This window comes from Aeromonas sp. R4-2 (genome assembly GCF_040908295.1).
Lineage (GTDB): Bacteria > Pseudomonadota > Gammaproteobacteria > Enterobacterales > Aeromonadaceae > Aeromonas > Aeromonas veronii.
In genome coordinates, this window is record NZ_JBFODL010000004.1 from 82472 (window position 1) to 109028 (window position 26557).

24 protein-coding genes and 1 pseudogene are annotated in these 26557 nt (G+C 57.0%); 14 read left to right on the top strand and 11 right to left on the bottom strand.

Going from position 1 to position 26557, the window contains the following annotated elements:
- Positions 1-226 precede the first annotated feature (226 nt).
- The 4 genes from AB5Y99_RS00605 to AB5Y99_RS00620 all read right to left on the bottom strand — a co-directional run bounded on the left by AB5Y99_RS00605 (position 227) and on the right by AB5Y99_RS00620 (position 6497).
- Positions 227-2128 carry a DEAD/DEAH box helicase gene (locus AB5Y99_RS00605; RefSeq protein WP_047438936.1) on the bottom strand — a complete coding sequence of 634 codons (1902 nt, stop codon included), beginning with the start codon at positions 2126-2128 and terminating at the stop codon, positions 227-229.
- 180 nt (positions 2129-2308) lie between these two features.
- Positions 2309-2770: a hotdog fold thioesterase gene (locus AB5Y99_RS00610; protein WP_064336666.1), complete on the bottom strand. Its 462-nt coding sequence runs from the start codon at positions 2768-2770 to the stop codon at positions 2309-2311.
- Positions 2771-2937: 167 nt separating this feature from the next.
- Positions 2938-3426 (bottom strand): hypothetical protein, encoded by a 489-nt coding sequence (locus AB5Y99_RS00615; protein WP_368208376.1) that lies wholly within the window; start codon positions 3424-3426, stop codon positions 2938-2940.
- The gene (locus AB5Y99_RS00620) at positions 3426-6497 is read right to left on the bottom strand and encodes an FAD-binding and (Fe-S)-binding domain-containing protein (protein WP_368208377.1); all 3072 of its coding nucleotides are present in this window, start codon (positions 6495-6497) and stop codon (positions 3426-3428) included. Before AB5Y99_RS00620 ends, AB5Y99_RS00615 begins: the two co-directional genes overlap by 1 nt.
- Positions 6498-6664: 167 nt before the next feature.
- Here AB5Y99_RS00620 and AB5Y99_RS00625 point away from each other — a divergent pair, with 167 nt between their 5' ends.
- From AB5Y99_RS00625 to AB5Y99_RS00640, 4 genes are all read left to right on the top strand, one after another.
- Positions 6665-7591, top strand: a complete 927-nt coding sequence (locus tag AB5Y99_RS00625) for a cation diffusion facilitator family transporter (protein WP_005361338.1) — start codon at positions 6665-6667, stop codon at positions 7589-7591.
- Positions 7592-7892: 301 nt separating this feature from the next.
- Positions 7893-9428 carry a TerC family protein gene (locus tag AB5Y99_RS00630; RefSeq protein WP_368208379.1) on the top strand — a complete coding sequence of 512 codons (1536 nt, stop codon included), beginning with the start codon at positions 7893-7895 and terminating at the stop codon, positions 9426-9428.
- A gap of 196 nt (positions 9429-9624) precedes the next feature.
- Positions 9625-10746: an alkene reductase gene (locus tag AB5Y99_RS00635; RefSeq protein ID WP_236285454.1), complete on the top strand. Its 1122-nt coding sequence runs from the start codon at positions 9625-9627 to the stop codon at positions 10744-10746.
- 146 nt (positions 10747-10892) lie between these two features.
- Complete coding sequence (locus AB5Y99_RS00640; RefSeq protein ID WP_368208381.1) at positions 10893-11879, top strand: zinc-binding dehydrogenase; 987 nt, start codon at positions 10893-10895, stop codon at positions 11877-11879.
- Positions 11880-11991: 112 nt separating this feature from the next.
- On the opposite strand, the gene AB5Y99_RS00645 is transcribed toward AB5Y99_RS00640, so the two are convergent.
- Positions 11992-13026: an adenosine deaminase gene (locus AB5Y99_RS00645; RefSeq protein WP_368208382.1), complete on the bottom strand. Its 1035-nt coding sequence runs from the start codon at positions 13024-13026 to the stop codon at positions 11992-11994.
- 198 nt (positions 13027-13224) lie between these two features.
- Between AB5Y99_RS00645 and AB5Y99_RS00650 the strand changes: the two genes are divergently transcribed.
- The 4 genes from AB5Y99_RS00650 to asnB all read left to right on the top strand — a co-directional run bounded on the left by AB5Y99_RS00650 (position 13225) and on the right by asnB (position 17952).
- Positions 13225-13971, top strand: coding sequence for an HAD-IIA family hydrolase (locus AB5Y99_RS00650; RefSeq protein ID WP_033115984.1), 747 nt, complete (start codon positions 13225-13227; stop codon positions 13969-13971).
- A 51-nt stretch (positions 13972-14022) separates the two neighbouring features.
- Positions 14023-15597 carry a cation:proton antiporter gene (locus tag AB5Y99_RS00655; RefSeq protein ID WP_368208383.1) on the top strand — a complete coding sequence of 525 codons (1575 nt, stop codon included), beginning with the start codon at positions 14023-14025 and terminating at the stop codon, positions 15595-15597.
- Positions 15598-15726: 129 nt separating this feature from the next.
- Positions 15727-16095, top strand: coding sequence for a cupin domain-containing protein (locus tag AB5Y99_RS00660; protein WP_368208384.1), 369 nt, complete (start codon positions 15727-15729; stop codon positions 16093-16095).
- A 192-nt stretch (positions 16096-16287) separates the two neighbouring features.
- Positions 16288-17952: an asparagine synthase B gene (gene asnB, locus AB5Y99_RS00665; RefSeq protein WP_368208386.1), complete on the top strand. Its 1665-nt coding sequence runs from the start codon at positions 16288-16290 to the stop codon at positions 17950-17952.
- Positions 17953-18079: 127 nt separating this feature from the next.
- Here the strand turns inward: asnB and AB5Y99_RS00670 are convergent.
- From AB5Y99_RS00670 to AB5Y99_RS00695, 6 genes and pseudogenes are all read right to left on the bottom strand, one after another.
- Positions 18080-19298 (bottom strand): annotated as a pseudogene (locus AB5Y99_RS00670) (IS3 family transposase).
- A 360-nt stretch (positions 19299-19658) separates the two neighbouring features.
- The gene (locus tag AB5Y99_RS00675) at positions 19659-20549 is read right to left on the bottom strand and encodes a hypothetical protein (protein ID WP_368208387.1); all 891 of its coding nucleotides are present in this window, start codon (positions 20547-20549) and stop codon (positions 19659-19661) included.
- Between the two features lie 173 nt (positions 20550-20722).
- The gene (locus tag AB5Y99_RS00680) at positions 20723-21778 is read right to left on the bottom strand and encodes a site-specific integrase (RefSeq protein WP_368208389.1); all 1056 of its coding nucleotides are present in this window, start codon (positions 21776-21778) and stop codon (positions 20723-20725) included.
- A gap of 32 nt (positions 21779-21810) precedes the next feature.
- Complete coding sequence (locus AB5Y99_RS00685; protein ID WP_368208390.1) at positions 21811-23250, bottom strand: hypothetical protein; 1440 nt, start codon at positions 23248-23250, stop codon at positions 21811-21813.
- A 42-nt stretch (positions 23251-23292) separates the two neighbouring features.
- On the bottom strand, positions 23293-23709 hold the full coding sequence (locus AB5Y99_RS00690) for a hypothetical protein (RefSeq protein WP_368208392.1): 417 nt from the start codon (positions 23707-23709) through the stop codon (positions 23293-23295).
- Positions 23710-23781: 72 nt separating this feature from the next.
- Complete coding sequence (locus tag AB5Y99_RS00695; RefSeq protein WP_368208393.1) at positions 23782-24468, bottom strand: LexA family protein; 687 nt, start codon at positions 24466-24468, stop codon at positions 23782-23784.
- A gap of 118 nt (positions 24469-24586) precedes the next feature.
- On the opposite strand from AB5Y99_RS00695, the gene AB5Y99_RS00700 reads away from it, so the two are divergent.
- From AB5Y99_RS00700 to AB5Y99_RS00725, 6 genes are all read left to right on the top strand, one after another.
- Positions 24587-24775, top strand: coding sequence for a Cro/CI family transcriptional regulator (locus AB5Y99_RS00700; protein ID WP_323905985.1), 189 nt, complete (start codon positions 24587-24589; stop codon positions 24773-24775).
- A gap of 21 nt (positions 24776-24796) precedes the next feature.
- Positions 24797-25066: a regulator gene (locus AB5Y99_RS00705; protein WP_071911273.1), complete on the top strand. Its 270-nt coding sequence runs from the start codon at positions 24797-24799 to the stop codon at positions 25064-25066.
- Positions 25059-25568: a phage regulatory CII family protein gene (locus tag AB5Y99_RS00710; protein WP_368208395.1), complete on the top strand. Its 510-nt coding sequence runs from the start codon at positions 25059-25061 to the stop codon at positions 25566-25568. Before AB5Y99_RS00705 ends, AB5Y99_RS00710 begins: the two co-directional genes overlap by 8 nt.
- An 8-nt stretch (positions 25569-25576) precedes the next feature.
- Positions 25577-25801, top strand: coding sequence for an ogr/Delta-like zinc finger family protein (locus AB5Y99_RS00715; RefSeq protein ID WP_005351998.1), 225 nt, complete (start codon positions 25577-25579; stop codon positions 25799-25801).
- Between the two features lie 49 nt (positions 25802-25850).
- Positions 25851-26303, top strand: a complete 453-nt coding sequence (locus AB5Y99_RS00720) for a hypothetical protein (protein ID WP_368208396.1) — start codon at positions 25851-25853, stop codon at positions 26301-26303.
- A 65-nt stretch (positions 26304-26368) separates the two neighbouring features.
- Complete coding sequence (locus tag AB5Y99_RS00725) at positions 26369-26557, top strand: hypothetical protein (RefSeq protein ID WP_058056131.1); 189 nt, start codon at positions 26369-26371, stop codon at positions 26555-26557.

A 26557-nucleotide genomic window follows, 5' to 3' on the forward strand; every position in this document is an offset into this window, starting at 1 on the left:
CAGATCTATGGCAGAACGGCGGATGATACCCGACCACGTCACAACCGCCTGTCGAGTAGAAAAGGTATTCTCTCTTTCCCCGACATCCTGTTATCAAATAGTGGCCTTCATTCGCTCACCCATGTAACGGCTTATGCCGATCTGGTGTTTAGTAAGAACACAGGGTAAACCGCAGGCAGAAAAAAGGCCGCTCAATGAGCGGCCTTCTTCATAACGGGATCAGCAATCAGCTTTCGCGACGCTTGCCACCGAATTTGCGATCTTTGTTGAAGCCACCTTCACGGCGCTCCCCGCTCTTGTTGAACGGACGGTCACCCTGGGGACGGCGATCCTTGTTGAAAGGACGGTCGCCACGGAACGGACGATCACCACGGGGCGGACGGCTGCTGGTGTTGCCACCGGCCGGCACTTCGGTGTAGCGAGTGATCTGCAGCGGACGCTGGCAAACACGGGCTTTCTTGATCACTTCCAGTACATCGGCGGTCATGCCTTTCGGCAGATCGACGGTGGAGAAGTCATCAGCGATGTCGATGTTGCCGATGAAGCGGCTCTCGATGTTCGCTTCGTTGGCGATGGCGCCTACGATCTGGCCCGGCTTGACGCCGTGATGGGCACCCACGTCAACGCGGTAGCGCTCCATCTCCACATCCGGGTTGTCTTTCAGCGGACGCGGTTCCAGGGACGGCATGCGACGGGCAGGACGATCGCCACGGTCACCGAAGTCACGACCGCCACGGTCGTTGAAGTCACGGCGCTCGAAACCACCACGATCGTTGCTGTTGTTGAACAGAGGATCCGGAATGGAGTCATCCAGCAGCAGCGGTTGGTCACCCTGTACCAGCTTGGCCAGTGCAGCAGCCAGCTCCAGCGGATCGGCAGAATCTTCTTCGATCAGCTCGTTTACCAGGTTGTGGTAGATCTCGAGCTCTTCACCCATCATGGTTTCGCGGATGCGCTCTTTGAACTTGGCCAGACGATGCTGGTTGATGTCCTCAGTGCTTGGCATCTTCATCGGCTCGATGGCCTGACGGGTTGCGTGCTCGATGGCGCGCAGCATGCGGCGCTCGCGGGGAGCGACGAACAGGATGGCTTCGCCTTTACGACCGGCACGACCGGTACGACCGATACGGTGAACGTAAGATTCGGTGTCGTACGGAATGTCGTAGTTCACTACGTGAGTGATGCGCTCAACGTCCAGACCACGGGCGACAACGTCGGTGGCGATCAGGATATCCAGCTGGCCTTGACGCAGTTTGTCAACGGTACGCTCACGCAGTTTCTGCGGGATGTCGCCGTGCAGCGCTTCACAGGCGTGACCACGGGCGGCCAGCTTGCCAGCCAGCTCTTCGGCAGCGTTCTTGGTACGTACGAATACCAGCAGGGCTTCGTAGGATTCCACTTCCAGCAGACGGGTCATGGCGTCCAGCTTGTGCAGACCGGTTACCTGCCAGTAACGCTGGCGAATAGTGGTAGCGGTAGCAGTCTTGGAGGCGATCTTGATCTCTTTGGGCTGCTTCAGGTGCTTCTGGGCCACGCGACGGATCTGCTCCGGCATAGTGGCAGAGAACAGGGCAACCTGACGAGTGCTCGGGCACTGCTCCATGATCCAGTCAACGTCGTCGATGAAGCCCATACGCAGCATTTCATCAGCTTCGTCCAGTACCAGTGCTTTCAGGCCGGAGAGGTCCAGGTTCTTGCGACGGATCAGGTCCATCACGCGGCCCGGAGTACCGACGACAACCTGGGCACCGCGACGCAGGGCGCGGGTCTGGGTTTCGTAGGAGGCACCGCCGTAGATGGGCAGTACGTGGAAATCAGGCATGTGGTGGGCGTAGCGTTGGCACGCTTCAGCCACCTGCAGCGCCAGTTCGCGGGTAGGCGCCAGCACCAGGATCTGGGTGTTGCGGTTACCAGCTTCCAGACGAGACAACAGAGGCAAGGCAAAAGCAGCGGTCTTCCCTGTACCGGTTTGCGCCTGCCCCAGCAGATCGTGTCCCGCCATCAGGTGGGGAATTGCTGCGGCCTGGATCGGTGACGGGCGCTCATAGCCCACGTCTTGCAGCGCTTTCAATACAGGCGCGGCCAGTCCAAGCTCACTAAAAAGGGGCAGTTGTTCGGTATCAGACATAGATTCTTCCAGATTAAGGCAGGCGGCTAACACCGCGGAATAGCAAAAAGGCGGCGATTATAGCGCCACTTTGTTCTGCTGTCTTGAAAAATGTGATAAGCCTCTCAAGACGTTGGCAATTATAGAGGGATCTGACGAGTATGGCTTGCTTATTTTGCACTCATAGTGCGTTATTGCAGATCACTCCTCGCTGGAGTCCTTGCCCCGCTTGTGTTTGAGCACCGCCATGGTCAGCCGGCTGGTGCACAATAAACGCTCACGTTCGTCCCGAATTTCAATCTGCCACACCTGGGTTGTTGCTCCCAGATGGAGCGGCGTGCAACGCCCGGTCACCACCCCTTCCCGCTTGGCTCGCAGATGGTTGGCATTCACCTCCAGCCCCACACAGTAGCTATCTGGCCCGACAGCCATATTGGCGGCAATCGATCCCAAGGTTTCCGCCAGCACCACGGATGCGCCGCCATGCAGCATGCCCAGGGGCTGGTGAGTGCGATGATCCACCGGCATGGTCGCTTCAAGCCAATCGGTGCCAAAAGCCGTGTAGACGATATCGAGATGGGCCATCAGGGTGTTGCGAGAGGTGGCGTTGAGCCCCTCCAGACTCATGGGTTTACGCCAGATGGGCGCAATATCGTGACTCATTGCGAGCAGACTCCTTATGTAAGCGATGAATGCGTACCGATATGAGTGAAACGCCCTCCATCGGCAACATGGTTCTGTTATATGAGTTGTTGGTTATCAGGTGACGTGGTAACAACGCAGCCCCGCCCGGCGCTGCGTGTTACACAATCATGCCCTTAAGCTGGATGTCACCAGGGGTAGGTAACGCCGGGCCATTCGGACCAAGGCACTTCTCGCCCCGGCAAGCGGGGGTCTGGCCACTGCCACACCCTGGCGAGCCACTCGCGCAGCTGAATCTCCAGCTCCTCATCCGTGATGGACGCCTCGGCCACCTTCCAGAAGAAGAGCTCCACCGCTACCTCTGGCAACACCGAGGGGTAGAGATAAACCCCACCCCAAAATTGCGGCTCCCGATCCGGGCTCCAGAGGCCATAGGCAAAGGAGCGCTTGGCCAGAAACTCCGACTGCTGCCACTCCAGATCCCTTTCGTGCTGGCTCAGGCTGAAATTGGCCGAGGGCCAGAGATCGTTCGGGCGAAACAGCTGATGGAGCTGCTCGCGCTCGCGCAACATGGCGACAAACTCCACCACCGCCTGAGAGGGAGTGGCGGGTAACAGCAAGAAACGTGGATGCCGATAGGCCTTCGGCACCCGAAACCGCTTGGGGAACGTCAGCATCAGAGCAGCTCCAGCAGGGCTTGCAATGGATGTTTGAGCTTTTCCCCCTCCATCCGTTTGACCTGACTGCGGCACGAATAGCCGGTCGCCAGACAGCGCGCTTTGGGCAGGTGCGCGAGTGGCTCAGCCCAGCTCAGTCCATAGATCCCCTTGGAGTTCTCCACCTGTTTGACGTCGTGACCATAGGTGCCCGCCATACCGCAGCAACCCACAGAGACCGGCTGCAAGCTGGCCCCGAAGCGGCCAAACAGGGTGCTCCAGTCACCGTGAGTGGAGGGCTTGGCGGTCTTCTCGGTGCAGTGGGCAAAGAGATACCAGGGCTCACTCCCCTCCTCGATCTTGGTCTTGTTGGCGCTAGCAGGCAGTTGATCTGCCGGCAGCGAGAGCAGCCACTCCTGCGGCAACAACACCTGAAAATCACCGCGGGCCGACCCCAGCGCCTTGGCATACTCGTCGCGATAGCAAAGCACCATGGCCGGATCCACCCCCACCATGGGAATGCCAAGCGCCGCCACCTTGTTGAGGAACTGGGCGCTGTTGGCGGCGGTGCGGGCAAAGGCGCGCAGGAACCCCTTGATATGCTGGGGCTTGCCGTTGGGTTTAAAGGGCAGCAGATAGGGCTGGAAACCGAGCTTGCTGGCGAGTTTCACCAGGTCGCGTACCACGGGGGCATCGTAATAACTGGTGAAGGGATCCTGCACGATGAGCACAACCTGCTTACGCTGCTCGACGCTCATCCGCTCCAGTCCAGGCAGATCAAAATAGCGGGCGCGGTTGTCATGCAGGCTCTCGGCCAGGGTCGGCACCGAGAGCAGCGGCACATCCACCATGCCGATGCTCTTCTCGGTCGCCTTCTGGGCCCACTCTTTTTCGAGGAAGAAGTTGACCAGCTTCGGCGCCTTGGCAAGCAACGGAGCATAGCTTTCAACGGTGCCGACGAAGTAATCCTTCGGCGCGCGCAGGTAGCGGCCGTGATAAAGCTGCATAAAGCGGGCGCGAAAATCGGGTACATCCACCTTGATCGGGCACTGGCTGGTACATGCCTTGCAGGCCAGACAGCCCGCCATCGCCTCCATCACCTCATGGGAGAAGTCATACTCGCCGCGCTGTTTGGCCCAGCTGTTGCGCACCTTGTCCACCAGCTGTTTGAAGCGCACACCACCGGATTGCAGTGCCACCTCTTCCGCCAACGGATCGAAGCCCTGCTCCGCCAGCTGACGCAACCATTCACGCATCAGGCCCGCCCGCCCCTTGGGGGAGTGGCGGCGATCGCGGCTGATCTTGACCGAGGGGCACATGGGGGAGTCGGTCTCGAAGGTGAAGCACAGACCATTGCCGTTACAATCCATGGCGCGGGTGTAGCTGGTGCGCACCGCGAGCGGGATCTGGCGGTCATACTTGCCGCGCTTGGGCCCATCCACCGACACTAACTCAGCGCCGCTACCGTAGGGGATACAGATCTTGCCCGGGTTGATGCGGTTGCCCGGGTCGAATACCCCCTTGACCCGCTGCAGCTCTTCCCACAGCTCGCCAAAGAAGGCGGGGCTGTATTCGGAGCGAAAGCCCTTGCCATGCTCGCCCCACATCAGGCCGCCATATTTGGCGGTGAGCGCCACCACCTGATCGGAGATGCGGCGCAGCAGCACCTCCTGCTCGGGCTCGCACAAATCCAGCGCCGGGCGCACGTGCAGCACACCGGCATCGACGTGGCCGAACATGCCGTAGTCGAGGCCGTGGGCATCCAGCAGGGCACGAAACTCCATGATGAAATCGGCCAGAGATTCGGGCGGCACCGCGGTATCTTCGGTAAAGGCCACCGGCTTCTTGCGACCTTCGGCATTGCCCAGCAGCCCCACCGACTTCTTGCGCATGGTGTAGATGGTCTCGATGCTCGGCAGGTGGTCACACACCTGATAGCCGATGATCCCCGCCTCCCCCTTGGCCAGCAGCGCATCAATACGGCGACAGAGCTCCGCCACCTTGGCCTTGTGTTCTGCTTCATAGGTATCGGCAAACTCGACGATATTGAGCCCCTGCAGATCCTTGCCGGGCACATCCTGAATAAGTTCTTTCACCGAATGCCAGATGATGTCGGCGCGGGCCAGCCCGAGCACCCGGGAATCCACCGTTTCCACCGAGAGGGCCTGCGCCTGCACCATAAAGGGGGCATTGCGCAGGGCGGAGGAGAAGCTGTCGTACTTGACGTTGACCAGGGTGCGGTAGCGCGGGATGGGGGTGATGTTGAGTTTGGCTTCGGTGATAAAGCCGAGAGACCCTTCAGATCCGCACAGCACCCGGCTCACATCCAGCGTGTCGGTATCGGGTTGATAGAGGTGCTTGAGATCGTAGCCTGTCAGAAAGCGGTTGAGCTTGGGGAAGGTCGCCTCGATGTCGGCGCGGCGCTCCTTGCCGATGCGATAGAGGGTGCGATAGATCTCTCCTTCGCGACTCTCCAGCGCCAGCTTGTCGGCCAGTCGCTCACCGGTCAGCGGCTCGGTGGCCATGATGTCGCCATTCTCCAGCACCGCCTTGAGACCCAGCACGTGATCCGAGGTTTTGCCGTAGACCAGAGACCCCTGCCCCGAGGCATCGGTGTTGATCATGCCCCCTAAGGTGGCGCGATTGGAGGTGGAGAGATCCGGCGAGAAGAAGTAACCGTGGGGCTTGAGATAGGCGTTGAGCTGGTCTTTCACCACCCCGGCCTGGGCTCGCACCCACCCCTCCTCCAGATTAATTTCCATGATCTGGTTCATATAACGGGAGAGATCGACGATAATGCCGCCGCCCAATGACTGGCCATTGGTGCCTGTACCGCCACCGCGAGGGAAAAAACTCAGGGAGGCGAACGCCGGCTCTGCGGCCAGCTTGAGCATTGCTGCTATGTCGTCCGCACTGCGCGGATAGAGAACCGCCTGAGGTACTACCTGATAGACGCTGTTATCCGTCGCCATCGCCAACCGGCTTGCATAAGACTTTTCGATATCACCACGAAATGCGCTGCGCTCTAGCAACTCAAGAAACTGCAGGGTTGCGGGTGACAAACTGTCCTGGTAATCGAGTCTCGGGATCATGAATCCTTGTTCCCATCCTTTGCTTGATGCCGGCACGCCGGCGACAACGACTGGCCAGCCGCCTGTCAATGGCAGTCAGGCCAGTCCGCTCACATGTGAGCGGGCAGTATATCAGCTAGAAAACCGCTTGCGCTTGGCAATATTCACCATTTGAAAGGAGGACTTTTATGGCTCACCACAGCCATGTTATCAGTACGCTGGTCACCACCGAAAAACAGGCGCTTACCCTGTCGCTGTTCGGTTGTATCACCTTTGCCATCTTCGGCATCGGCTACGGCCTCTTCGTCGGTTCCAACGCCATCATGCTCGATGGTATCTTCACCCTGTTCAGCATGGGCATGACGGGCCTCGGTCTTGTTACCGCCTATCTCGTTACCCGCCCTTCCGATGCGCGCTTCCAGTATGGCTACGCCCACTTCGAGCCCATCACCAACGTCATCAATGGCACCATTATTCTGCTGCTCTGCCTTGGCGCTCTCTATAGCGGCATCACCACCCTGCTGGATGGCGGACGGGAGATCGATCTCGGCCACGCCCTCATCTATGCCGCCGTCTCCACCTTCTTCTGCGCCATCATCTATCGCATCGAAGCCCAGGTCGCCGAGCAGGTAGACTCCGAGCTGGTGCGGGTCGACTCCAAGGAATGGCTGGTGGATACCCTGCTCAGCGCCACTCTGCTGATTGGCTTTGTGGTCGCCATCGGCCTCGATGCCATCGGCTACGGCCAATACAACCGCTACATAGACCCGGTGCTGGTCTCGCTGCTGGCCCTCTGTGCCACCCTCATTCCCATCAAGGTGCTCGGTCGCAACCTGCGGGAAGTGTTGAAGATCGCCCCCAAGGGGGATGTGCCACGGCAAGTCGAACAGGAGATCGAAGCGCTGCGCCAGCGCCACGGCATAGAGTGCTACAGCCATCTGGCCAAAAGCGGTCGCCGCTTCGATCTGGAATTGAACATTCTGGTGGCGCCGGGTCAGGAGTGGCCCGTCGAACGTCAGGATGCCCTGCGTCAGGAGCTCTGGTCTCGCCTTGGCGACACCCTGGGGGATGCCTGGCTGTCGGTCTGTTTCACCCGCGAAAAGCGCTGGTTGTAACGACCGCACGGGGGAGAGCGGCACCGCCGCCTCCCCCTGTCGCATCACAACCCCATCACGCCGCGCTGACACTGCGCTTGCCAAATTGGCGCCAGCCGCTATCATCAGGGCTCATTTTTCACCCGAGGTTTTATTGCCCATCATGGACAATCCCCGAAGTTGCCCTTCGTCTCTCTCTGTCAAAGCCTATCTTTTTCTGCTTCATCAGCGCCTCTGAATAACACCTTTGCCTTGCTGTTACTGCGGCCATCGTGCGCCGTGATCACTCTCTGCTCTGTCTGTTTTTATTGAGGTCGTCACAATGGAATTGCTGCTGGATCCCCATATCTGGATCGGTCTGTTTACCCTGATCATTCTGGAAATCGTGCTGGGGATCGACAACCTGGTCTTTATCGCCATCCTGGTGAAAAAACTGCCCCCCGCCCAACGGGACAAGGCACGCATCATCGGCCTGTCGCTGGCCCTGCTGATGCGACTTGGGCTCTTGAGCGTCATGTCATGGCTGGTCACCCTGACCACCCCGATTTTGCACCTGTGGGATCACCCCTTCTCCGGTCGGGACCTGATCCTGATGGGAGGCGGCCTGTTCCTGCTGTTCAAGGCTACCTCCGAGCTGCATGAGCGACTGGAAGCCAAACCCCAGGATGACGGCCCTGTCGGCGCCTACGCCAGCTTCGGCGTGGTGATCGCCCAAATTCTGGTGCTCGATGCGGTCTTCTCGCTCGACTCCATCATCACCGCCGTCGGCATGGTGGAACACCTTGGCGTCATGATGGCCGCCGTGACCATCGCCATGGTGGTGATGGTGCTCGCCTCCAAGCCGCTGACCCGCTTCGTCAACGCCCACCCCACCGTGGTGGTGCTCTGCCTGAGCTTCCTGCTGATGATCGGTTTCAGCCTGGTGGCGGAGGGCTTTGGCTTCCACATTCCGAAGGGCTACCTCTACGCAGCCATCGGCTTCTCGGTGCTGATCGAGTTTTTCAACCAGCTGGCCCAGCGCAGCGCCATGCGTCACGAATCCAAGCTGCCCCTGCGCGAGCGCACCACCGCCGCCATCTTCAAATTGATGGGCAGCAAGGCCTATCAGGATCAGCCGGATGACGATCTGGATGCCCCGGCCGTAGCGCCGGTGAGCTTTGGCGAGGAGGAGCGCTATATGGTGACCGGCGTACTGTCGCTGGCCGAGCGCTCCATTCGCACCATCATGACCCCGCGCTCGGAGATGGCCTGGATCGATATCAACGACTCCAGCGACGAGATCCGCGCCCTACTGCAGCGCGAACCCCACAGCCTGTTCCCCATCTGTGACGGGGATCTGGACGAGGTGATCGGAGTGGTCAAGGCGCGGGACCTGCTGTTTGCCTTGAACGAAGGGCAATCCTTAAGTGAACTGGCCAAGCAGAACGATCCCATTATCGTGCCGCAGACCATCAACGTGATCCGTCTGCTGGCGGAGCTGCGCAAAGCCAAGGGGAGCCTTATTCTGGTCTCCGACGAGTTTGGCGTGATCCAGGGGCTGGTCACCACCCACGATCTGCTGGAGGCCATCGTCGGCGAGCTGCCGGACGAGGACGAAACCCCGGATATCGTGTGCGATGGCGAAGGGTGGCTGATCAATGGCAGCACCAACATCCACCATGTGGAGCAGGTGCTGGAGCACGAGGGGCTGGTGAGCGAGAGCGATGAATACGTGACCCTGGCGGGCATGCTGCTCTCCCACTTCGGCACCCTCCCCACCCCGGGTCAGCAGTTGCAACTGCAGCAGCTCAACTTCGAGGTGATCGAGGTGAGCGAGCGGCGCATCGAGCGGGTGAAAGTAATGCCCGCCACGGCTTGAGCCTGCCACCAGCAGAATAAAATAGAGGGCCATACGGCCCTCTATTTTATGCTTCAACTTTATGCCTCAACGCCTTCTTTCCCGGCAGGTTGCACTGATTGCTGCATCAAGCACAATTCTCTTGTGCAATTACCCCTCTTTTTCACAACAAGATGGCGGCATAAAGTGGCTTCACTTCCACCATGAGGAACTCAAGATGAGCCACGATCACCTGTTCTGCCCGCTGCGCCTCGGCCAGCTGCACCTTGCCAACCGCATCGTCATGCCCCCCATGACCCGCTCCCGTGCCAGTCAGCCGGGTGACGTGGCCAACGCCATGATGGCCAACTACTACGCCCAGCGCGCCGAGGCGGGCCTGATCATCAGCGAAGGCACCCAAATCGACCCCATGGGCAAGGGCTATGCCTGGACGCCAGGCATCTACAGCGCAGAGCAGATCGCTGGCTGGAAGCTTGTGACCGATGCCGTGCATGCCAAGGGGGGCACCATCTTCGCCCAGCTCTGGCACGTGGGCCGGGTCACCCATCCGGATAACATCGGCGGCGCCCAGCCCATCTCCGCTTCAGCCCTGCCCGCAGTGGGCGTCAAGGTGTTCGTCGATAACGGCAGCGATGCGCCGGGCTTTGTCGAGACAGTCACCCCGCGCGCCATGACCCAGGCCGATATCGATGCGGTAGTGGGACAGTTCCGTCAGGCGGCCCGCAACGCCATCAGCGCCGGTTTTGACGGCATCGAGCTGCACGCAGCCAACGGTTATCTCATCAACCAGTTCCTCGACTCCGAATCCAACGCCCGCACCGACAGTTACGGCGGATCGTTGGAAAACCGGCTGCGCTTTCTCAAAGAGGTGACAGAAGCGGTTAGTAGCGAAATCGGCGCCGATCGGGTCGGGGTGCGTCTTGCGCCGCTCACCACCCTCAACGGCACCGTAGATGCCAACCCGCAGGAAACCTATCTGGCGGCCGCCCGCCTGCTGGGCCAGCTCAACGTGGTCTACCTGCACATTGCCGAAGCGGACTGGGACGATGCCCCCCTGATGCCGGAGAACTTCAAGCAGGGTCTGCGGGATGCCTTCCCCAACACCCTGATCTACGCTGGTAAATATGATGGCAAGCGGGCTCGCGCCGCCCTCGACGCGGGCTGGGCCGACATGATTGGCTTTGGCCGCCCCTTCGTCGCCAACCCGGATCTGCCGAACCGGCTGCGCCACGGCTATCCGCTGGCTCCCCACGATCCGGCTACCCTGTTTGGCGGCGGCGAGAAGGGGCTGACAGACTACCCCGTCTACCAGGCCGATGACGCAGCGACCAGCTGCTGATTGCCAATGGCCAACCGGCCACGTAACGCAGGCCCCACTGGTTGGGGCCTGCCGTATTGTTGCCCATTCGCAGCAGTGGCAGTTTCTCTGTATTGCTGTTGCAATGACCTCGTTGTTCTCTCCCCTCGCTTTCACAAGGAGTCATCATGAATCACACCCAAGCCTGGTGCTGGCATGCCCCCGGTGAACCGATCCAGCTTACCCTCGTCGACCTGCCCCTGACACCGCTCGCCCCTGACGAGGTACTGGTGGCAAACCGGGTTATCGCCTTCAATCCGGTGGACTGGAAGCTGATCGAATATGGCCACTCCCACTGGCAGGATGGTCAGGTGCCCGGCGTCGATGGCATGGGCACTATTGTGGCCCTCGGCACCAACGTCAGCCATCTGCGTCTCGGTGCCCGGGTCGCCTACCACACCGATCTGCGCCACCACGGCAGCTTTGCCCGCCACACTAGAGTACCGGCCCGCGCCCTGCTGCCAGTGCCCGATGCCCTGAGTGACGAGGCGGCCGCCGCCCTGCCCTGTCCCGGCCTCACCGCGTGGCAGGCGCTGGCCAAGCTGCCGCGCCTGCACGGGGAAGCGCTGCTCATCACAGGTGCCGGCAGCAGCGTCGGCCGCTTTGCGGTACAGCTCGCCCTCAAGCAAGGAGCGCGAGTCTTTGCCAGCGCCAGCCCACGCCACCATCACTGGCTCAAACAGATCGGTGTGCAGGGTGTAGCCGATTATCGGGATCCCGACTGGCTGGCCACCTTGCAGACTGCCAACGGCAACGAGCCGTTCGAGGGGATCATCGATCTGGTCTCCAGCCAACAGGCAGAGAGCCTGCTGCCTGCCCTTGGCTACTACGGTCACATGGTGACTGTGCTCGGGCGCATCCCGCACAATCCGTTGCCCGCCTTTAGCCATTGCCACTCATTGCACGAGATTGCGCTGGGCGCCCAGCACGCCTTTGGCTCGGACAAACAGTGGAGCCGACTGGTGGCCGCCGGTGTCGCCATGATGGAGCAGATGGTGAGCGGCGAGCTGACCCTACCGCCGCTGGTGGTGGGCAATTTCGAGGCGCTGCCCACCCTGCTCGAGCGCTTCAAGCGCGAAGGACAGGGTGAGAAGTTTCTGGTGCGAGTGGCGTAACACTGCCTTCCCCGGCAACCACACCAGCCTTTGAAAGATGAGAGGCCCGCCAGTGATGGCGGGCCTCTCTTTATATCCACTGCATGTCATCTCGACTTCATTGGCGCCTGACTCAATGCAGGATCACCCCGTGAGTCTCGGCATAACTGCGGATCTCCCGGGTCAGCCGCGCCTTGTCGGCCAGAGACAGCCAGCTCGCCTCAACGGCATTGAGCGACAAGCGGCAGAGCTGACTCATGGTCGCGCCAAGGCCATCGGCCAGCGCCACAAAGTTGGCATTCATATAGCCGCCAAAGTAGGCGGGGTCGTCCGAGTTGATGGTGACGCAGAGCCCCTGCTCCAGCAGCCGCAACACATTGTGCTGGGCCATATCGCCGAACACCTTGAGCCTTGTGTTGGAGAGGGGGCAGACGGTAAGCGGCAAGCGGGTATCGGCCAGATAGCGCAGCAGCTCGGGATCATCGGCCGAGCGCACCCCGTGATCGATGCGGCATACCTGCAGCTCGTTGATCGCCTGCCAGATGTAGTCGGCAGGCCCCTCTTCGCCCGCATGGGCCACCACCGGCAGCCCCAGCTCGCAGCATTTGGCAAAAATCCGGGCAAATTTGCTGGGCGGATTGCCCTTCTCCCCCGAGTCGAGGCCGATGCCGTGGATCCGTGACAGGAAGGGCTCGGCCTCTGCCAACGTAGCGAACGCCTCCTCCTCGCTCAGGTGGCGCAAAAAACTCATGATAAGCCGCCAGCTGATGCCAAACTCCTGCTCACCGCGCTGCAGCGCCCGCTCGATACCGCCGAGCACGGTAGCAAAGGGGATGCCGCGGGCAGTGTGGGTCTGCGGGTCGAAGAAGATTTCCACATGCACCACCTTGTCGGCGGCGCACCGCTCAAGATAGGCCCAGGTGAGGTCGAAGAAGTCCTGCTCGGTCACCAGCACACTGGCACCGCGATAGTAGAGGTCGAGAAAGGATTGCAAGCAGTCAAAGTCATAGGCGGCGCGCACGCTGGCCACATCGGGCCACGGCAGTGGCACATTGTTGCGTTTGCCAAGCTCGAACATCAGCTCGGGTTCGAGGGTACCCTCAATGTGAAGGTGCAGCTCCAGCTTGGGCAATTCGGCTATAAAGTGTTCGGCAATAGGGTTATCCATGGCGACGGCTCCATCAGCGACCAGATCCCGGGGGCAACCCCTCCACACGATTGCCCCGACTTCATGCTTATTGTGCGCTCAAGTTGCAAGACAGGGGAGACTTGTCATCAAACAGATTTATAATGGCGTCACAAAAATCATAAATGATTGAACGTCTTACCGATTGGCAGCTCGTCTGCGCCCTGACAAGGAGTTTTCATGAAGAACGTCATCTGTGACATCGACGGTGTCATCCTGCACAACAACGATCTCATTCCCGGCGCCGACCGCTTCGTCCATCGCCTGCTGGAGCAGGGCAGCAAGCTGCTGTTTCTGACCAACTACCCGGCCCAGACCCAGAAAGATCTGCAAAACCGCTTCCGCTCCGCCGGGATCGAGGTGCCGGAGGAGTGCTTCTACACCTCCGCCATGGGCACCGCCGACTTTCTCAAGCGCCAGGATGGCAAGAAGGCCTATGTGATCGGCGAAGGGGCGCTGACCCACGAGCTCTACAAGGCCGGCTTTACCATCACCGATATCGACCCCGACTTCGTGGTGGTGGGCGAGACCCGCAACTACAACTGGACCATGATCCAGCAGGGGGCCAAGTTCGTCGATCAGGGGGCCCGCTTTATCGCCACCAACCCCGATACCCACGGCCCCATGATGCACCCGGCCTGCGGCGCTCTGTGCGCCCCCATCGAGCGGATGACCGGCAAGAAGCCGTTCTATGTCGGCAAGCCGAGCGCCTGGATCATCCGTGCGGCACTGAACCGGATGGAGGCCCACTCCGACGACACCATCATCATCGGCGACAACCTGCGCACCGACATTCTGGCGGGCTTTCAGGCAGGCCTCGAGACGGTGCTGGTGCTCTCCGGGGTGAGCAAGGTCGCCGATATCGACCGCATGCCGTTTCGGCCAAACCACATCTTCGACTCCGTGGTCGACATCGATATCGTCTGATACCCAAGGATTTAAACCGGGCAGGTCTCCCCTGCCCCAGCTGGACCTGTTATGGAACCCATTCTCATCGCCGTGGCCTTTGGCTGCGGCATGCTGGTCAATCTGATTGGCCTGCCTCCTCTGCTCGGCTTTCTGGCCGCCGGTTTTATCCTCAATGGCATGGGCTATCACAACACCCCGGCCCTCAACGAGATCGCCGATCTCGGCGTCACCCTGCTGCTGTTCACCATCGGTCTCAAGCTCAATATCAAGACCCTGATGCGGCGCGATGTGTGGGGCACCACCAGCCTGCATCTGCTGCTCTCCACCCTGCTCTTTACCGTGGTGCTGCTGGTCTGCAAGGGGCTCGGGCTGGTGCTGGCCCTGTCGCTGGACTGGAAACTGGCACTGCTGCTGGGCTTTGCCCTCTCCTTCTCCAGCACCGTCTTCGCGGTCAAGGTGCTGGAAGATCGCAGCGACATGAATGCCCTCTACGCCCGCATCGCCATCGGCGTGCTGGTGATGCAGGATGTGTTCGCGGTGGCGTTTCTGGCCTTCTCCAGCGGCAAGTGGCCCAGCATCTGGGCGCTCTGGGTACTGGGACTGCCGCTGCTGCGCCCGCTGCTGTTCAAGATGCTGGAGCGGGCCGGTCACGGCGAGCTGCAGGTGCTGTTCGGGGTCTTTCTGGCACTGGTGGTAGGTGCAGCAGGTTTTGAGGTGGTCGGCCTCAAGCCGGATCTCGGAGCCCTCATCATCGGCATGATGCTCGCCTCCCATCCGGCAGCGGCGGGCCTTGCCAAGGCGCTGTTCAACCTCAAAGACCTGTTTCTTATCTGCTTCTTCCTCACCATCGGTCTCAACGGTCTGCCGACCCACGACACCATGTTGCTGGCGCTGGCGCTGGTACTGGCCCTGCCGCTAAAAAGCGCCCTCTACTATCTGGTCTACAGCGGCGCTCACCTGCGGGTACGCACCGCCCTGCTCTCCACCCTGGCGCTCACCAACTTCTCGGAATTTGGCCTGATCGTCGCGGCCATCGCCGCCAAGGCGGGCTGGCTCTCCTACGAGTGGCTGGTGGCGGTTTCGCTGGCGCTGGCGGCGAGCTTTATGATCTCCGCTCCGCTCAATGCCCAGAGCGAGCGGATCTACCATCGCATCGGTCACTGGCTCAAGGGGTTGCAGGCGAGCAACCTTCATCCGGAAGACAGACCCATCGAGCTGGGCGATGCAGAGGTGATCATCCTCGGCATGGGGCGGATCGGTCAGGGGGCCTACTTCGAGCTGGAGAACAAGTACGGCAACGTCATCCTCGGGGTGGAGAACGACAACGAGAAGCTGCCGACCCTGCGCGCCCAGGGGATGAACGTCATCGAGGGGGATGCCACCGATACCGACTTCTGGGACAAGGTGCTGCTCTCCAATCAGGTCAATCTGGTGCTGCTGGCGATGCCCCACCACTCGGGGAATCTCTACGCCATCGAGAAACTGCGCAGCCACGGCTTTGCCGGCAAGATAGCCGCTATCGTCCGCTTCGAGGATGATATCGCCTCCCTCAAGGAGCAGGGGGTGGATGCAGTGTTCAACGTCTACAACGAAGCGGGCAGCGGCTTTGCCCGCCATGTGATCCGCCGTTTGCAACCGCTCTGATCCTGCGGCCAGCGGCCCTTGGCAAGGGAATACACATCGTTTAAGTTATGCACAACCTCGTTTAATAAAACGAACAAACGCGGGGCCGGATGGCCCCGCGTTCCTATCTGCCGCAGCCAAGGAGGCACCATGAAGACCCTCAACGACTGGATTTTGCTCGACCGCCATGAGGCGGCCCCTACCCCGCTGATGTCCGCCCCCGAGCGCATTAAAGCGGGCCACCCGAGCCAGACGGTGTGGAACCACTACTCCGATCCCAGCCAGCAGTTTCACATCGGCTTCTGGGCTTGCGAGCCGGGCCGCTGGGCCATCCACTACACCGAGCACGAGTATTGCCAGCTGCTGGAGGGGGATGTGGTGATCCACGACAGTCTGGGCGGCCAGCTGGCCCTCAAACCCGGCGATCAATTTGTCATTCCCGCCGGTTTTGTCGGAGAGTGGGAGACCCTTACCCCCTGTCGCAAGGTCTACGTCATCTTCGAACCCGCCTCGACTTGACGCTCACGTCACCCTGCCCCGTTGCAGCAGCCCTTATCCTGTTGATCCGCTTGACGCTTACGGCATGATTTTCTGCGGTTTTCCCGCTTGCAAAAGGTTTTTCCGCTAGGCATTGTGTCTGACGAGGAATGTAAATGGAATTTCGAGCCCAAACGTGGGGGGCTCATATAAAAATCAAGAGGATTACCGCCAATGTGTTCAATTTTCGGCATTCTGGATATCAAGTCCGATGCAGTAGCCCTGCGCAAATCGGCGCTGGAGATGTCCAAGCGACTTCGTCACCGCGGGCCTGACTGGTCCGGCGTCTACAGCTCCGACAAAGCCATTCTGGTGCACGAGCGTCTGGCCATCGTCGACCCGGGCAATGGCGCCCAGCCGCTCTACAACCCCGAGCGCACCCATGTGCTGGCGGTCAACGGCGAGATCTACAACCACAAAGAGCTGGAGAAGACCCTCAAGGTCGACTTCCAGTTCCAGACCAAATCCGACTGTGAAGTGCTGCTCGCTCTCTACAAGGAGAAGGGCCCGGCGTTTCTCGACGATCTCAACGGCATCTTTGCCTTCATTCTTTATGACGCCGAACAGGATGCCTACCTGATTGGTCGCGACCACATGGGGATCATCCCCCTCTATACCGGTCGTGACGAGTACGGCAACTTCTATGTCGCCTCCGAGATGAAGGCGCTGGTGCCGGTCTGCAAGAGCGTCGAAACCTTCCCGCCGGGACACTACCTGTGGAGCAAGGATGGCGAGCTCAAACAGTGGTACAAGCGTGACTGGATGGAATACAGCGCGGTCGAGCACAACGTCAGCGACAAGGCCGAGCTGAAAGCGGCGCTGGAAGCAGCTGTCAAGCGCCAGCTGATGTGCGACGTGCCCTATGGCGTGCTGCTCTCCGGCGGACTGGACTCCTCCGTCATCTCCGCTATCACCAAGCTCTATGCGGCGCGCCGCATCGAGGACGATGGTAAGAGCGAAGCCTGGTGGCCGCAACTGCACTCCTTCGCCGTCGGTCTGGAAGGGTCGCCGGATCTCGCCGCCGCCCGCAAGGTGGCTGATCACCTCGGCACCATCCATCACCAGATCCACTTCACCGTGCAGGAGGGTCTGGATGCCCTGCGCGACGTCATCTATCACCTCGAGACCTATGACGTCACCACCATCCGCGCCTCCACACCCATGTATCTGATGGCCCGTTACATCAAGGCGATGGGGATCAAGATGGTGCTCTCCGGCGAAGGCTCCGACGAGCTGTTCGGTGGCTACCTCTACTTCCACAAGGCGCCCAACGCCCGCGAGTTCCACGAAGAGAACGTGCGCAAGCTCGCCTCTTTGCACCTCTATGACTGCCTGCGTGCCAACAAGTCGATGGCCGCCTGGGGTGTCGAGGGTCGCGTGCCCTTCCTCGACAAGGAGTTCATGGACGTGGCGATGCGCCTGCAGCCGGCCGACAAGATGTGTGGCAAAGGCAAGATCGAGAAGCACATCCTGCGCGAAGCGTTCGAGGATCTGCTGCCCCACGAAGTGGCGTGGCGCCAGAAGGAGCAGTTCTCCGACGGCGTAGGCTATTCGTGGATCGACAGCCTGAAAGCCATGGTCGAGACCGAAGTGACGGATCAGATGTTCGAAGCGGCTGCATTCCGCTTCCCCATCAACACCCCTCTCACCAAGGAAGCCTACTTCTACCGAGCCATCTTCGACGAGCACTTCCCGCTGGAAGCCGCCGCCCGCACCGTGCCCTACGGCAAGTCGGTCGCCTGCTCCACCCCCACCGCGCTGGAGTGGGATGCCAAGTTCAAAGAGATGGCCGACCCGTCCGGCCGCGCCGTGATGGACGTGCACCAGCAGGGCTACTGAGCCTACACGCCAAACCGAGTGGATAACGTCAGATAGCAAAAAGCCCTTCACCATGGTGAAGGGCTTTTTCAGGTCCCCTGTCTAGTCCTGAAATAGGTTTACACATTTTCAACTAGCATTTCTCTACTCAGAACCCCCGATGTACCACATCGGGGGTTCTGTATTTCAACGCATGATGCGGCCGCTCTGCGTTGTAAATATTTACTGCTTCACGCACCATTTCCCGCGCTTGCGCCAAATCCTGCGGGCTTTGCAACAATAACTCTCCTTTCAAAATCCCGTTCACCCGCTCCGCCAACGCATTCTGGTAACAGTCATACCCATCCGTCATCGAGCATTTCACCCCGTACCGTTCATGTAGTGACTGATACAGCCCCGAGCAATACTGCACGCCGCGGTCAGAGTGATGGATTAACTCCCCGCCGCCACGCCGTTGCTTCAGGGCTTTCCTGAACGCCATCGCCACCGACTCGGCATGCATTCCTTCGTGTACGTGATGGCCCACTATCTTGCGTGAGTACGCATCCGTTACCAGGCTCAGGTACAGCGGCCTGCTCCTGGCTGGCAGATAGGTGATATCTGCGACCCAGACCTGCTCCGGTGCTACCGGCGTAACCTGCTCTGGCCCCGCCTTGAGCAAGTTGGATGACGGTAGAAACGGTGAAAACTGTGGGTGGTCTTGTGATACGCCCGTCTGGGCAGCACCAGCAAACGGTGCTCGGCCAATATCTGAAACAGCCTGTCCCGCCCGACCTTGAACCCGTCATCATCCTGACCCAGCAGCAGATAATGCAGCTTGCGAGTGCCCACCCGAGGTTGTCGCAGTCGAACCTGACGCACGAAATACACCACCTGCAATCCCTGTGCATGGCGCTCGTCGGCGACCCGATTGCGCTTGTAGTAAGCCTGCCGGCTTATCCCCAGAAACAGGCAAGCCCTGACAATTGTCAGCCTCTCAACTTGCCGCTGCGAGAGGACTTGCCGGGTCGCTTTTTTACGATGGAGACGCCGTAGTCATTCTTCAGTACATCGACGACGGCCTCAAAGAACTGGGCCTTCTAACTCATCAATGCCAGCTGTTGCTCGAGTTCCTTGATGCGCTGTTCGGGCGTCAGGTTGTCGGGGTCAGGCATGGTGATGCTCCTGCCGGCACGTACAGAAGCCCCCTGGCTCCAATCTTGCCGACCATGTTTACGCAACCATACCAGAACGGTGGAACGGCCCTGAATGCCATAACGCACCTGAGCCTGTTTGTAGGTGAGCTCGCCTTTTTCAATCTGCTCGACCAGTGCCAGTTTAAAAGTCAGCGAGTAATCGCGCTGTGTCCGTTTCACACCTTGTCCCATCGGGCTCTCCATTTATTGGGGGGAAAGGTGTAAACCATATTCAGGACGGGACAGGCAAAATATTTCTAGTGGCCTTTCGTAACTCTTTGATTTTAATGGTACCGAGGCCGGAATCGAACCGGCACGACGCGAACGTCGAGGGATTTTAAATCTGATTTGACCCTATGATAAAACAAGCACTTACATAAAAATCAAAGGGTTAGTGAGCAAATGACAACTAAAAATGACCACTCATTTAAAATTTTGTCGCCACTCTGTCGCCACTCTAATGCAATCCGACAGCCGATTTCCGAAGGCTATGGTTGGGGACCTACAACGAACAACTATAGGCCCCACAACTTCCAAACACCACCAAAGTGATCAGCTAACTACCCCATACAATTCACACAACCTCTCAAAGTTAACGCCCCATTGTTGAAGAGCGTTCTCTCTCTTATTGAAGAGAATCCACAACAACTTTCTCCTTACACTTGAGTCTCCCAAGTGAATAGCTCTGTGACAACACGGACACAACGAAACAATGTTGCCTAGCTGGTCCAGGCTAAATTGGAAGGATGCTTGCTGCGACATTGGTATCAGGTGATGAGCCTCCATGAAGTTTCTTCCCGTTACAGGAGAAATAAATGTTTGATGAAGCGGCTCTATTTCACAAGTGAAGTTACTCTGTTCGATAGCAGCTTTCGCTATTAGCGGGTCTCGCGTATAAACATTGCGCGTTTGCTCAACAGGAATTCCAGCTTGAGACGACATGATATTTTGCTGATATGAAGCGTCATCATTATCTTGTGCAGCAAGAAGCGTCATAACCTCTGACGCTTGGTTCAAAGCGTCCCAGAATTGATCCCATAATGCAGATGGAATAAAACCGACTGTAAGATAGGCATCAAATGGGCGGTTAAAAATAATAAAATAGTCCCCTTTATTCCCCGCATACCCCCTGGTAGCTTGCATGTACAATCTCAATTCATTCCCAGTACTTTTTGGAAATACTATAGGTATATCAAGAGCAAACGACTCAACCAAAGTTTGAGGTTTAAGGACTGAGAACCACTGCCTGTCAGGTAGACCATCATCCATCTGTCCACCACGCCGCTTAATGCTTGTCAGCGCAAGTTTCTGCACCAAGACATATTTTTCATCCGAGTCTAAAGTCACACTACGGTCATGGTTAGCTTCCCACTCTGTAACAATTGAGTACGCCCCGTGAGTTGCTCCCAAAAGTTGAAGTTGTTTACCTGTCATCATCGCCATAAATCATCTCCCATCCACCAACAAAGATTAAAGCCCAAGCCTATTTCAATACAGCACACAGCAACCCTGTATTACAGGGAGAACTGTAACCCCGTAATACAGGGAGCGTCAACACCCTGTATTGCGGGGTAATGCAAATCACTGAAAATAAAGCACTTTTTATTTCAGGCGCTTCAGGCCAAGCCGCAGATGGTAAGCGGGTTCAACTTAACCGCATCTTCCAGATGATCAGGGGCAAAATGTGCGTATCGCATGGTCATGGCGATGGTGGAGTGACCGAGGATCTTCTGTAGCACCAGGATGTTGCCGCCGTTCATCATAAAGTGACTGGCGAAGGTATGGCGCAGAACGTGGGTATTTTGTCCGGGTGGTAGCTCCAGCCCGGCACGTTCGACCACCATTTCGAAAGCTCGATAACAGTCACCGAACAGGCGGCCGCGCTTTCTCGGCAACTGGGCATAGAGATCGGGGCTGATGGGGACGCTACGACTCTTCTTGCTCTTGGTGCGAGTGAAGGTAATGCGGTTGTGAGATACCTGAGACTGGGTTAATTCTTCCACCTCAGACCAACGGGCGCCGGTGGCCAAGCACAGTTTCACGACTAGCAGCAGATCGGGGTTTGGACTCTCGGCGCAAGCGGCCAACAGGCGCTTGAGTTCGTCAGGGTAAAGGAAGGCCAGTTCGGCCTCGGCCACCTTGTAGGCCCGAAGCCCATCGAGGGGGTTTTCCCCCTGCCACTCCCCTAGCCTTTTCAGCTCGTTGAATACCGCGCGCAGGTAGGCGTGTTCGCGGTTCACCGTGTTGGGGGTGACGCCCTGTTTCTCCTGGTTGATGGCCCGCCTATCGGTGATATCACCCGAGAGGCGAGCTTCACGGTAAGCGGCAAAATCGCGAGCTGTGAAGTTGACCGCCAGCGGGTCGCCGAGGGAGTGGCACACGGTCAGCAGCTTGGACTTACGGGCCTCGCCATCACGCAAGCTCTGACCATGGCGACCAAACCAGAGCTCTACCAGATCAGAGAGATGCCGGCCATCGGTTGGCTCCCCCTGCCCTTCCAGCCAAGGTTTGCCTTTGTCCGGGTCCAGCACAAAGCGCTCGAACGCCAGTGCCTCCCCCTTGGTAGCAAACTGCTTGCGGATCCGTGGCGCATTGGGTTTTTCCTTGCTCGGTCGTCCTTCTGGATATAGCTCTGCCAGCCACTTGCCAGATGTTTGCTTTCTTACTGTCATTGTTCTGCTATAACAACCATAATTAGTTAATCTCAGTTCTTAATTGCTTTGATTATATCTGAAAGCTTTTCTTTAGGGATTTTATTCAGAATCTCCTCTAGTGGACTAGCTGAGTCACACCTTTCATACAAACGAACTGGGTTTTCTGAAAAGTGTAAAACTATATTTTCCAATAGTTTACCATGCATGTCTGAGCTCGCCCCATTTGCTTCCTCCTTATAACCCTGATATGCCATAGCAATAGCACTTTTATATGAATAGTCTTGCCTCAATTTACTCGCATGTCCAAACTGCCGTCCGGAAAACCAAGCCAACCAAATTAATGGAGAAATAACTAAGGCTTTAACCAAAATAGAAATGTAACTTAACCCCTCCGTTTCAATTTCTTGAACACTCGCTTTAGAAGAAACTTGTTTTTCTTTTGGATTTATATCAACACCATTGTGAGTTAGACTCATGTTTTGACTCTGACTTAAATTAAGTTGATGCTCATTCAAATAAAGACCTGCGCTTGCAATCAACAATAAAGAAAAAACAAAAATACAAGCCCACACTTTCATCGGTGCTTGAAGACTATCAGCCATGTGAAGAAACGACTTTGCCATCCCTTGTCTGTTTGCTGCAGTAAATATTGAATCTATATTCTCTTTTCTTTTATTACAATATTCATTTACCAACTCTATATCTTGAAGATATTCAGATTGTTTTTTTCTCACTTCTTGAAAGTCTAAAAATAAAGAATTTACTTTAGCCACAGTTTTTTCAGTCGTATTCTTGTTTTTCGAAAGAGTATCACCAATTGAAATCATTGTATGATCGACAAACTGCTTTAGATCTGCTTTAACTTCCGCCCTTAATTTTTGGACATCATCACTAACGCCACTCAAGACCACCTTCAAATTCAAATCATGATCTATTCTTTTTAACTTGACTCTATAATCATTAAGCTCATTTAAAAATGAGCTTTCTGTTTTATCTTCATTGAAAATTATTTCATCATTTAAGATGGAGCTTAGAACTCCCACATACCATTTTAAATATTTATTAATAATAGGCAACCCTAAAAAATCCTTATCCCTTTCCCCATTGTAACTACTATTAGATAGTAACCCCCTAATTCCAGCATCAAGGAAATAGCTAAAAACAGTTCTTGTAAGAACTGATGACTCATATATTAAATATACAAGCCAATCATGCGCCTTAACACTTTCAATTAATTCTGTTTTTTTAATCTGATGTTTCTCTAGAATTCTTTTCGTGAATGCCCCAGATGCGTTATTGAAATCATCTCTAACTTTATCATTCGCAAATATAAAATCATTATTATCAGATTCCGGCCGTAACCGATTTGATAACATTCTAATTTTAATTAGAGTGTTTTTATCGATTCCAACCCCATTGTTATTTTCACCCTCAATTTTCAATAAAGAGATAGAATCATAAGCAACTGCTTGCAAAATATTCTGCAACATACCTCCCCCCCCCAAAAAAAGTATAGTTAGATATTAATTTAATTATTTAAGCCAACCCATTAACAACATTAGCATTGCAGCAGTATCTGCAACCATCTGATTTTTATATAATTTCTCATTGTTTTTCTCATTGGAGTTTTTTGGAAACGCTTTATCCAGAGCATTTACTAGCTCTTCAGCCAAAGGTTTCAAATCATCGACGCTCTTAATAGTTCGTTGAAGCTCAGGCTTTAATGACTTACTGGTATACATTGCGGCCACGAGATCAGAGCAGGTTGCAAGCTTGTCAGCATCACTGGCTTTTTGCCATTGCAAAGCATTTGCTTGGTGAAGGGTCCCCCCCTCATACCATTCAGCTGCCTGAGCTGCAGCAATTGGACTATATCTTACGGGTAGTTCAATTGAGGCAACTAAAAAAAGTGCATATATTACTAATACGTACATAAGCTTTTTGGTCATTTTTATCTCCTTGATACCTGAGTAAGAAAGCGTTCATTTGCACGTAAATGAAAAAAAGGGCGCATCAGCGCCCTATCGTTTTCTAAATATCCGGTGTTCTACCATCACGCCGATGATCTCAATGTGCTGCCGATCGGAGTGCATAGGAGGGTAATCATCGTTGAGGGGGACAAGCTCAAACACTTCTTGCCCATTCTCATCGATGCCGCGGGGTCGGTACTTCTTGAAAGTAGCCCCTTCGCTACCGTTCTTGGCAACGACATAATCACCAGGGCGAGGTGACTCATCAGGGTCAACGATGACCAAGTCCCCTTCATTGAAGATCGGAGTCATGGAATTGCCGCGCAGCCAGAGACCGAAGCCGCGAGGACCAATATCGATACCCGCAGACACATACTCGACATTGCCATCGAAGGTCGTGGCCTGCTCGCACATCTCCCGCCAGTTACCAGCTTGGACATAGCTCAGAATCGGCACCCGATTCCCCTGCGGGATCACTGCCGGTTCGACGTTGTGATAACCAGGAATAGGCTGCTCTTCAGCTAGCTCAGGTGTATCCCCACTCCCTGTCAAAAGCCAGTCAACAGTTACCCCCAGCGCTTCGGCCAAATCGTTCAGATAACGGCCTTTAGGCTGGTTCAGGCCAGATTCCCACTTGCTGATTGAAACGCGGGTAATCCCTATTCGCTTAGCAAGTTCGTCTTGGCTCATTTTCTGCGCGCGTCTACGTGCAGATATCCGGTCATTGATAGTTTCCATAAACCTAAGTTACCACCCCACGACGTAACTAAAGCAACGAAACCGCTTGATCTTGGATCGACCCTTAAGTTACATTCATTTCACGCCGACACTAATGGAACGCGAAAAGAGGTGAGGAATGCAAAAATCTGAAGTGATAGAACACTTCGGCACGGTAACAGCGACCGCGAAAGCACTGGGAATTTCACATGTTGCTGTCAGCAAGTGGGCTGAAAAAATCCCGAAGGGCCGAGCCTACCAAATCGAAGTGCTAACTGGTGGCAAATTGAAAGCCGAACAGACTCAAACTGCGCAAGGAAGCGTGTAACTTAAGTAACATGAGGCAACCATGATCATAGCCCCTATCCATATCGACACCCCGGTTTGCACGGTCGAAAGCTTCTCCGAACGGACCGGCCTGACCCAGCGCACGGTGGAGAACTACGTGCGAGCCGGGCGCATTCCCATCATGCCCAAGCAAGGCCGTGCTGAAAAAGTGCTGATCAACCTGGTGCTCTACACCCAGCAGGCCATGAATCAGCCGGGTCTGGAACCCATCTCGAAACCTGTGCGCACACCAAGAGTGTCGCGCAAGCAGCGGGATGAAGACCATGTTTGAACAAACTTGCAGCAAACATCCGCACTGGATCAGTGCCTGCCAACGCTTTGCGGCGAACCACAACGTGGCCGAACTCGCCGACAAGGCAGGCATTAACCCGCAGACCCTGCGCAACAAGTTAAACCCCGACCAGCCCCACGAGCTGACCGTGGTCGAGCTGATTGCCATCACCCAGGCAAGTGAAGGGGATGAAACCCTGTTCGATGGCGCCCTGTTCTGTTGTGGCCTGACGGCCATTGCCATCCCCGAGCAGGAGAAGGGCCCTAGCCTGGCCCATCAGGTGATCGACACCACGGCCAAGGTAGCCGGTCTCGGCGCGCAGGCGCTGACAGTGGTGGAGAGCGGCCGCGTCACCAAGGGACAGCGCAATGCGCTGGTCGGTGCCGCAACGGCAGCAATGGGCAACCTCGCCCTGCTGATCACCGAGATCGAGCACAAATACCAAGCCATTCCCTCTCTGTCTTGTGCGCTCGATATGGCGCGCATGGCGGCCGGGGCTTAGGAGAATCCATGAGACTGATTTGCCCCCACTGTGGTGCTCGCGCCAGCACTCGCACATCCATCAGGATGAGCCCGCTTTGCGGCATCGCCACTTATCAATGCAGCAATGTGGATTGCGGCCACACCTTCAAGGCGGGGTTCGAAATCATCGCAACCATCAGCCCCAGTGCCATGCCCAATCCGGCCATTGTGCTGCCCATCGTCCCGCGCAGGGTGAAAGAGGTGGCCCAGTGATCCCCTCACTGGCCGCCAGATTCTGCGCCCAAGTAAAGGAGAAACCAGCATGCAACACACCCAACCAGAGCCCCGCAACATCGCCGGTCTGACCGCCGAGGAGCAGGTGCTGATGAATACCGCAGGCATTGCGCTGTTGCGGGAGCACCTCAACCGGGCGGGTTCAAACCTCGACGGTGATTGGCTTAATGCACCCAAGACCAAGCGCGTCGCCATTTGCGCCATCGCCCGCCAGCCGTGGGATTCACTGATGATGGCGACCCTCTCTGCCCTGCCCTATCAGCAGCGTGAATCGATCCGCCTTGCGGTGATTGCGCTGGATTATCAGTCGCTGTTTCACAGCGGGTGCGACCCCAAGGTGTGGCACCCATCGGTGAAAGTGATGCCAGCAGAACTGGCCGAGCGGAAGAAGAGAGAACAAGCCAAACGCCAGCAACTGGATCATGCGGTGCATGTCGCTGGCCAGATTGGCCAAGAAGGCCCGCGACCCATCGGGCACTAAAAAGCCCGCTTAACGGAGCTGCAACTCCAAGCGGGCCTTTATCAACAACGTATGAGGAAGTCGACATGGCAACTTTAGCGATCCCCTGCGCACTGCGCAACCTTCGCATCCAGCAACGCAAGCTGACGGGCCGATATGGCGCCCGTCTGAGCCAACACCCGGACGGTGTGGCGCTGCTCGAGCGCTCCACCGCACTGGCTTGGGCTTCTCTGTTCAGCCGCATCAACCCCTGCACACCTCAACAAGGAGCCTGA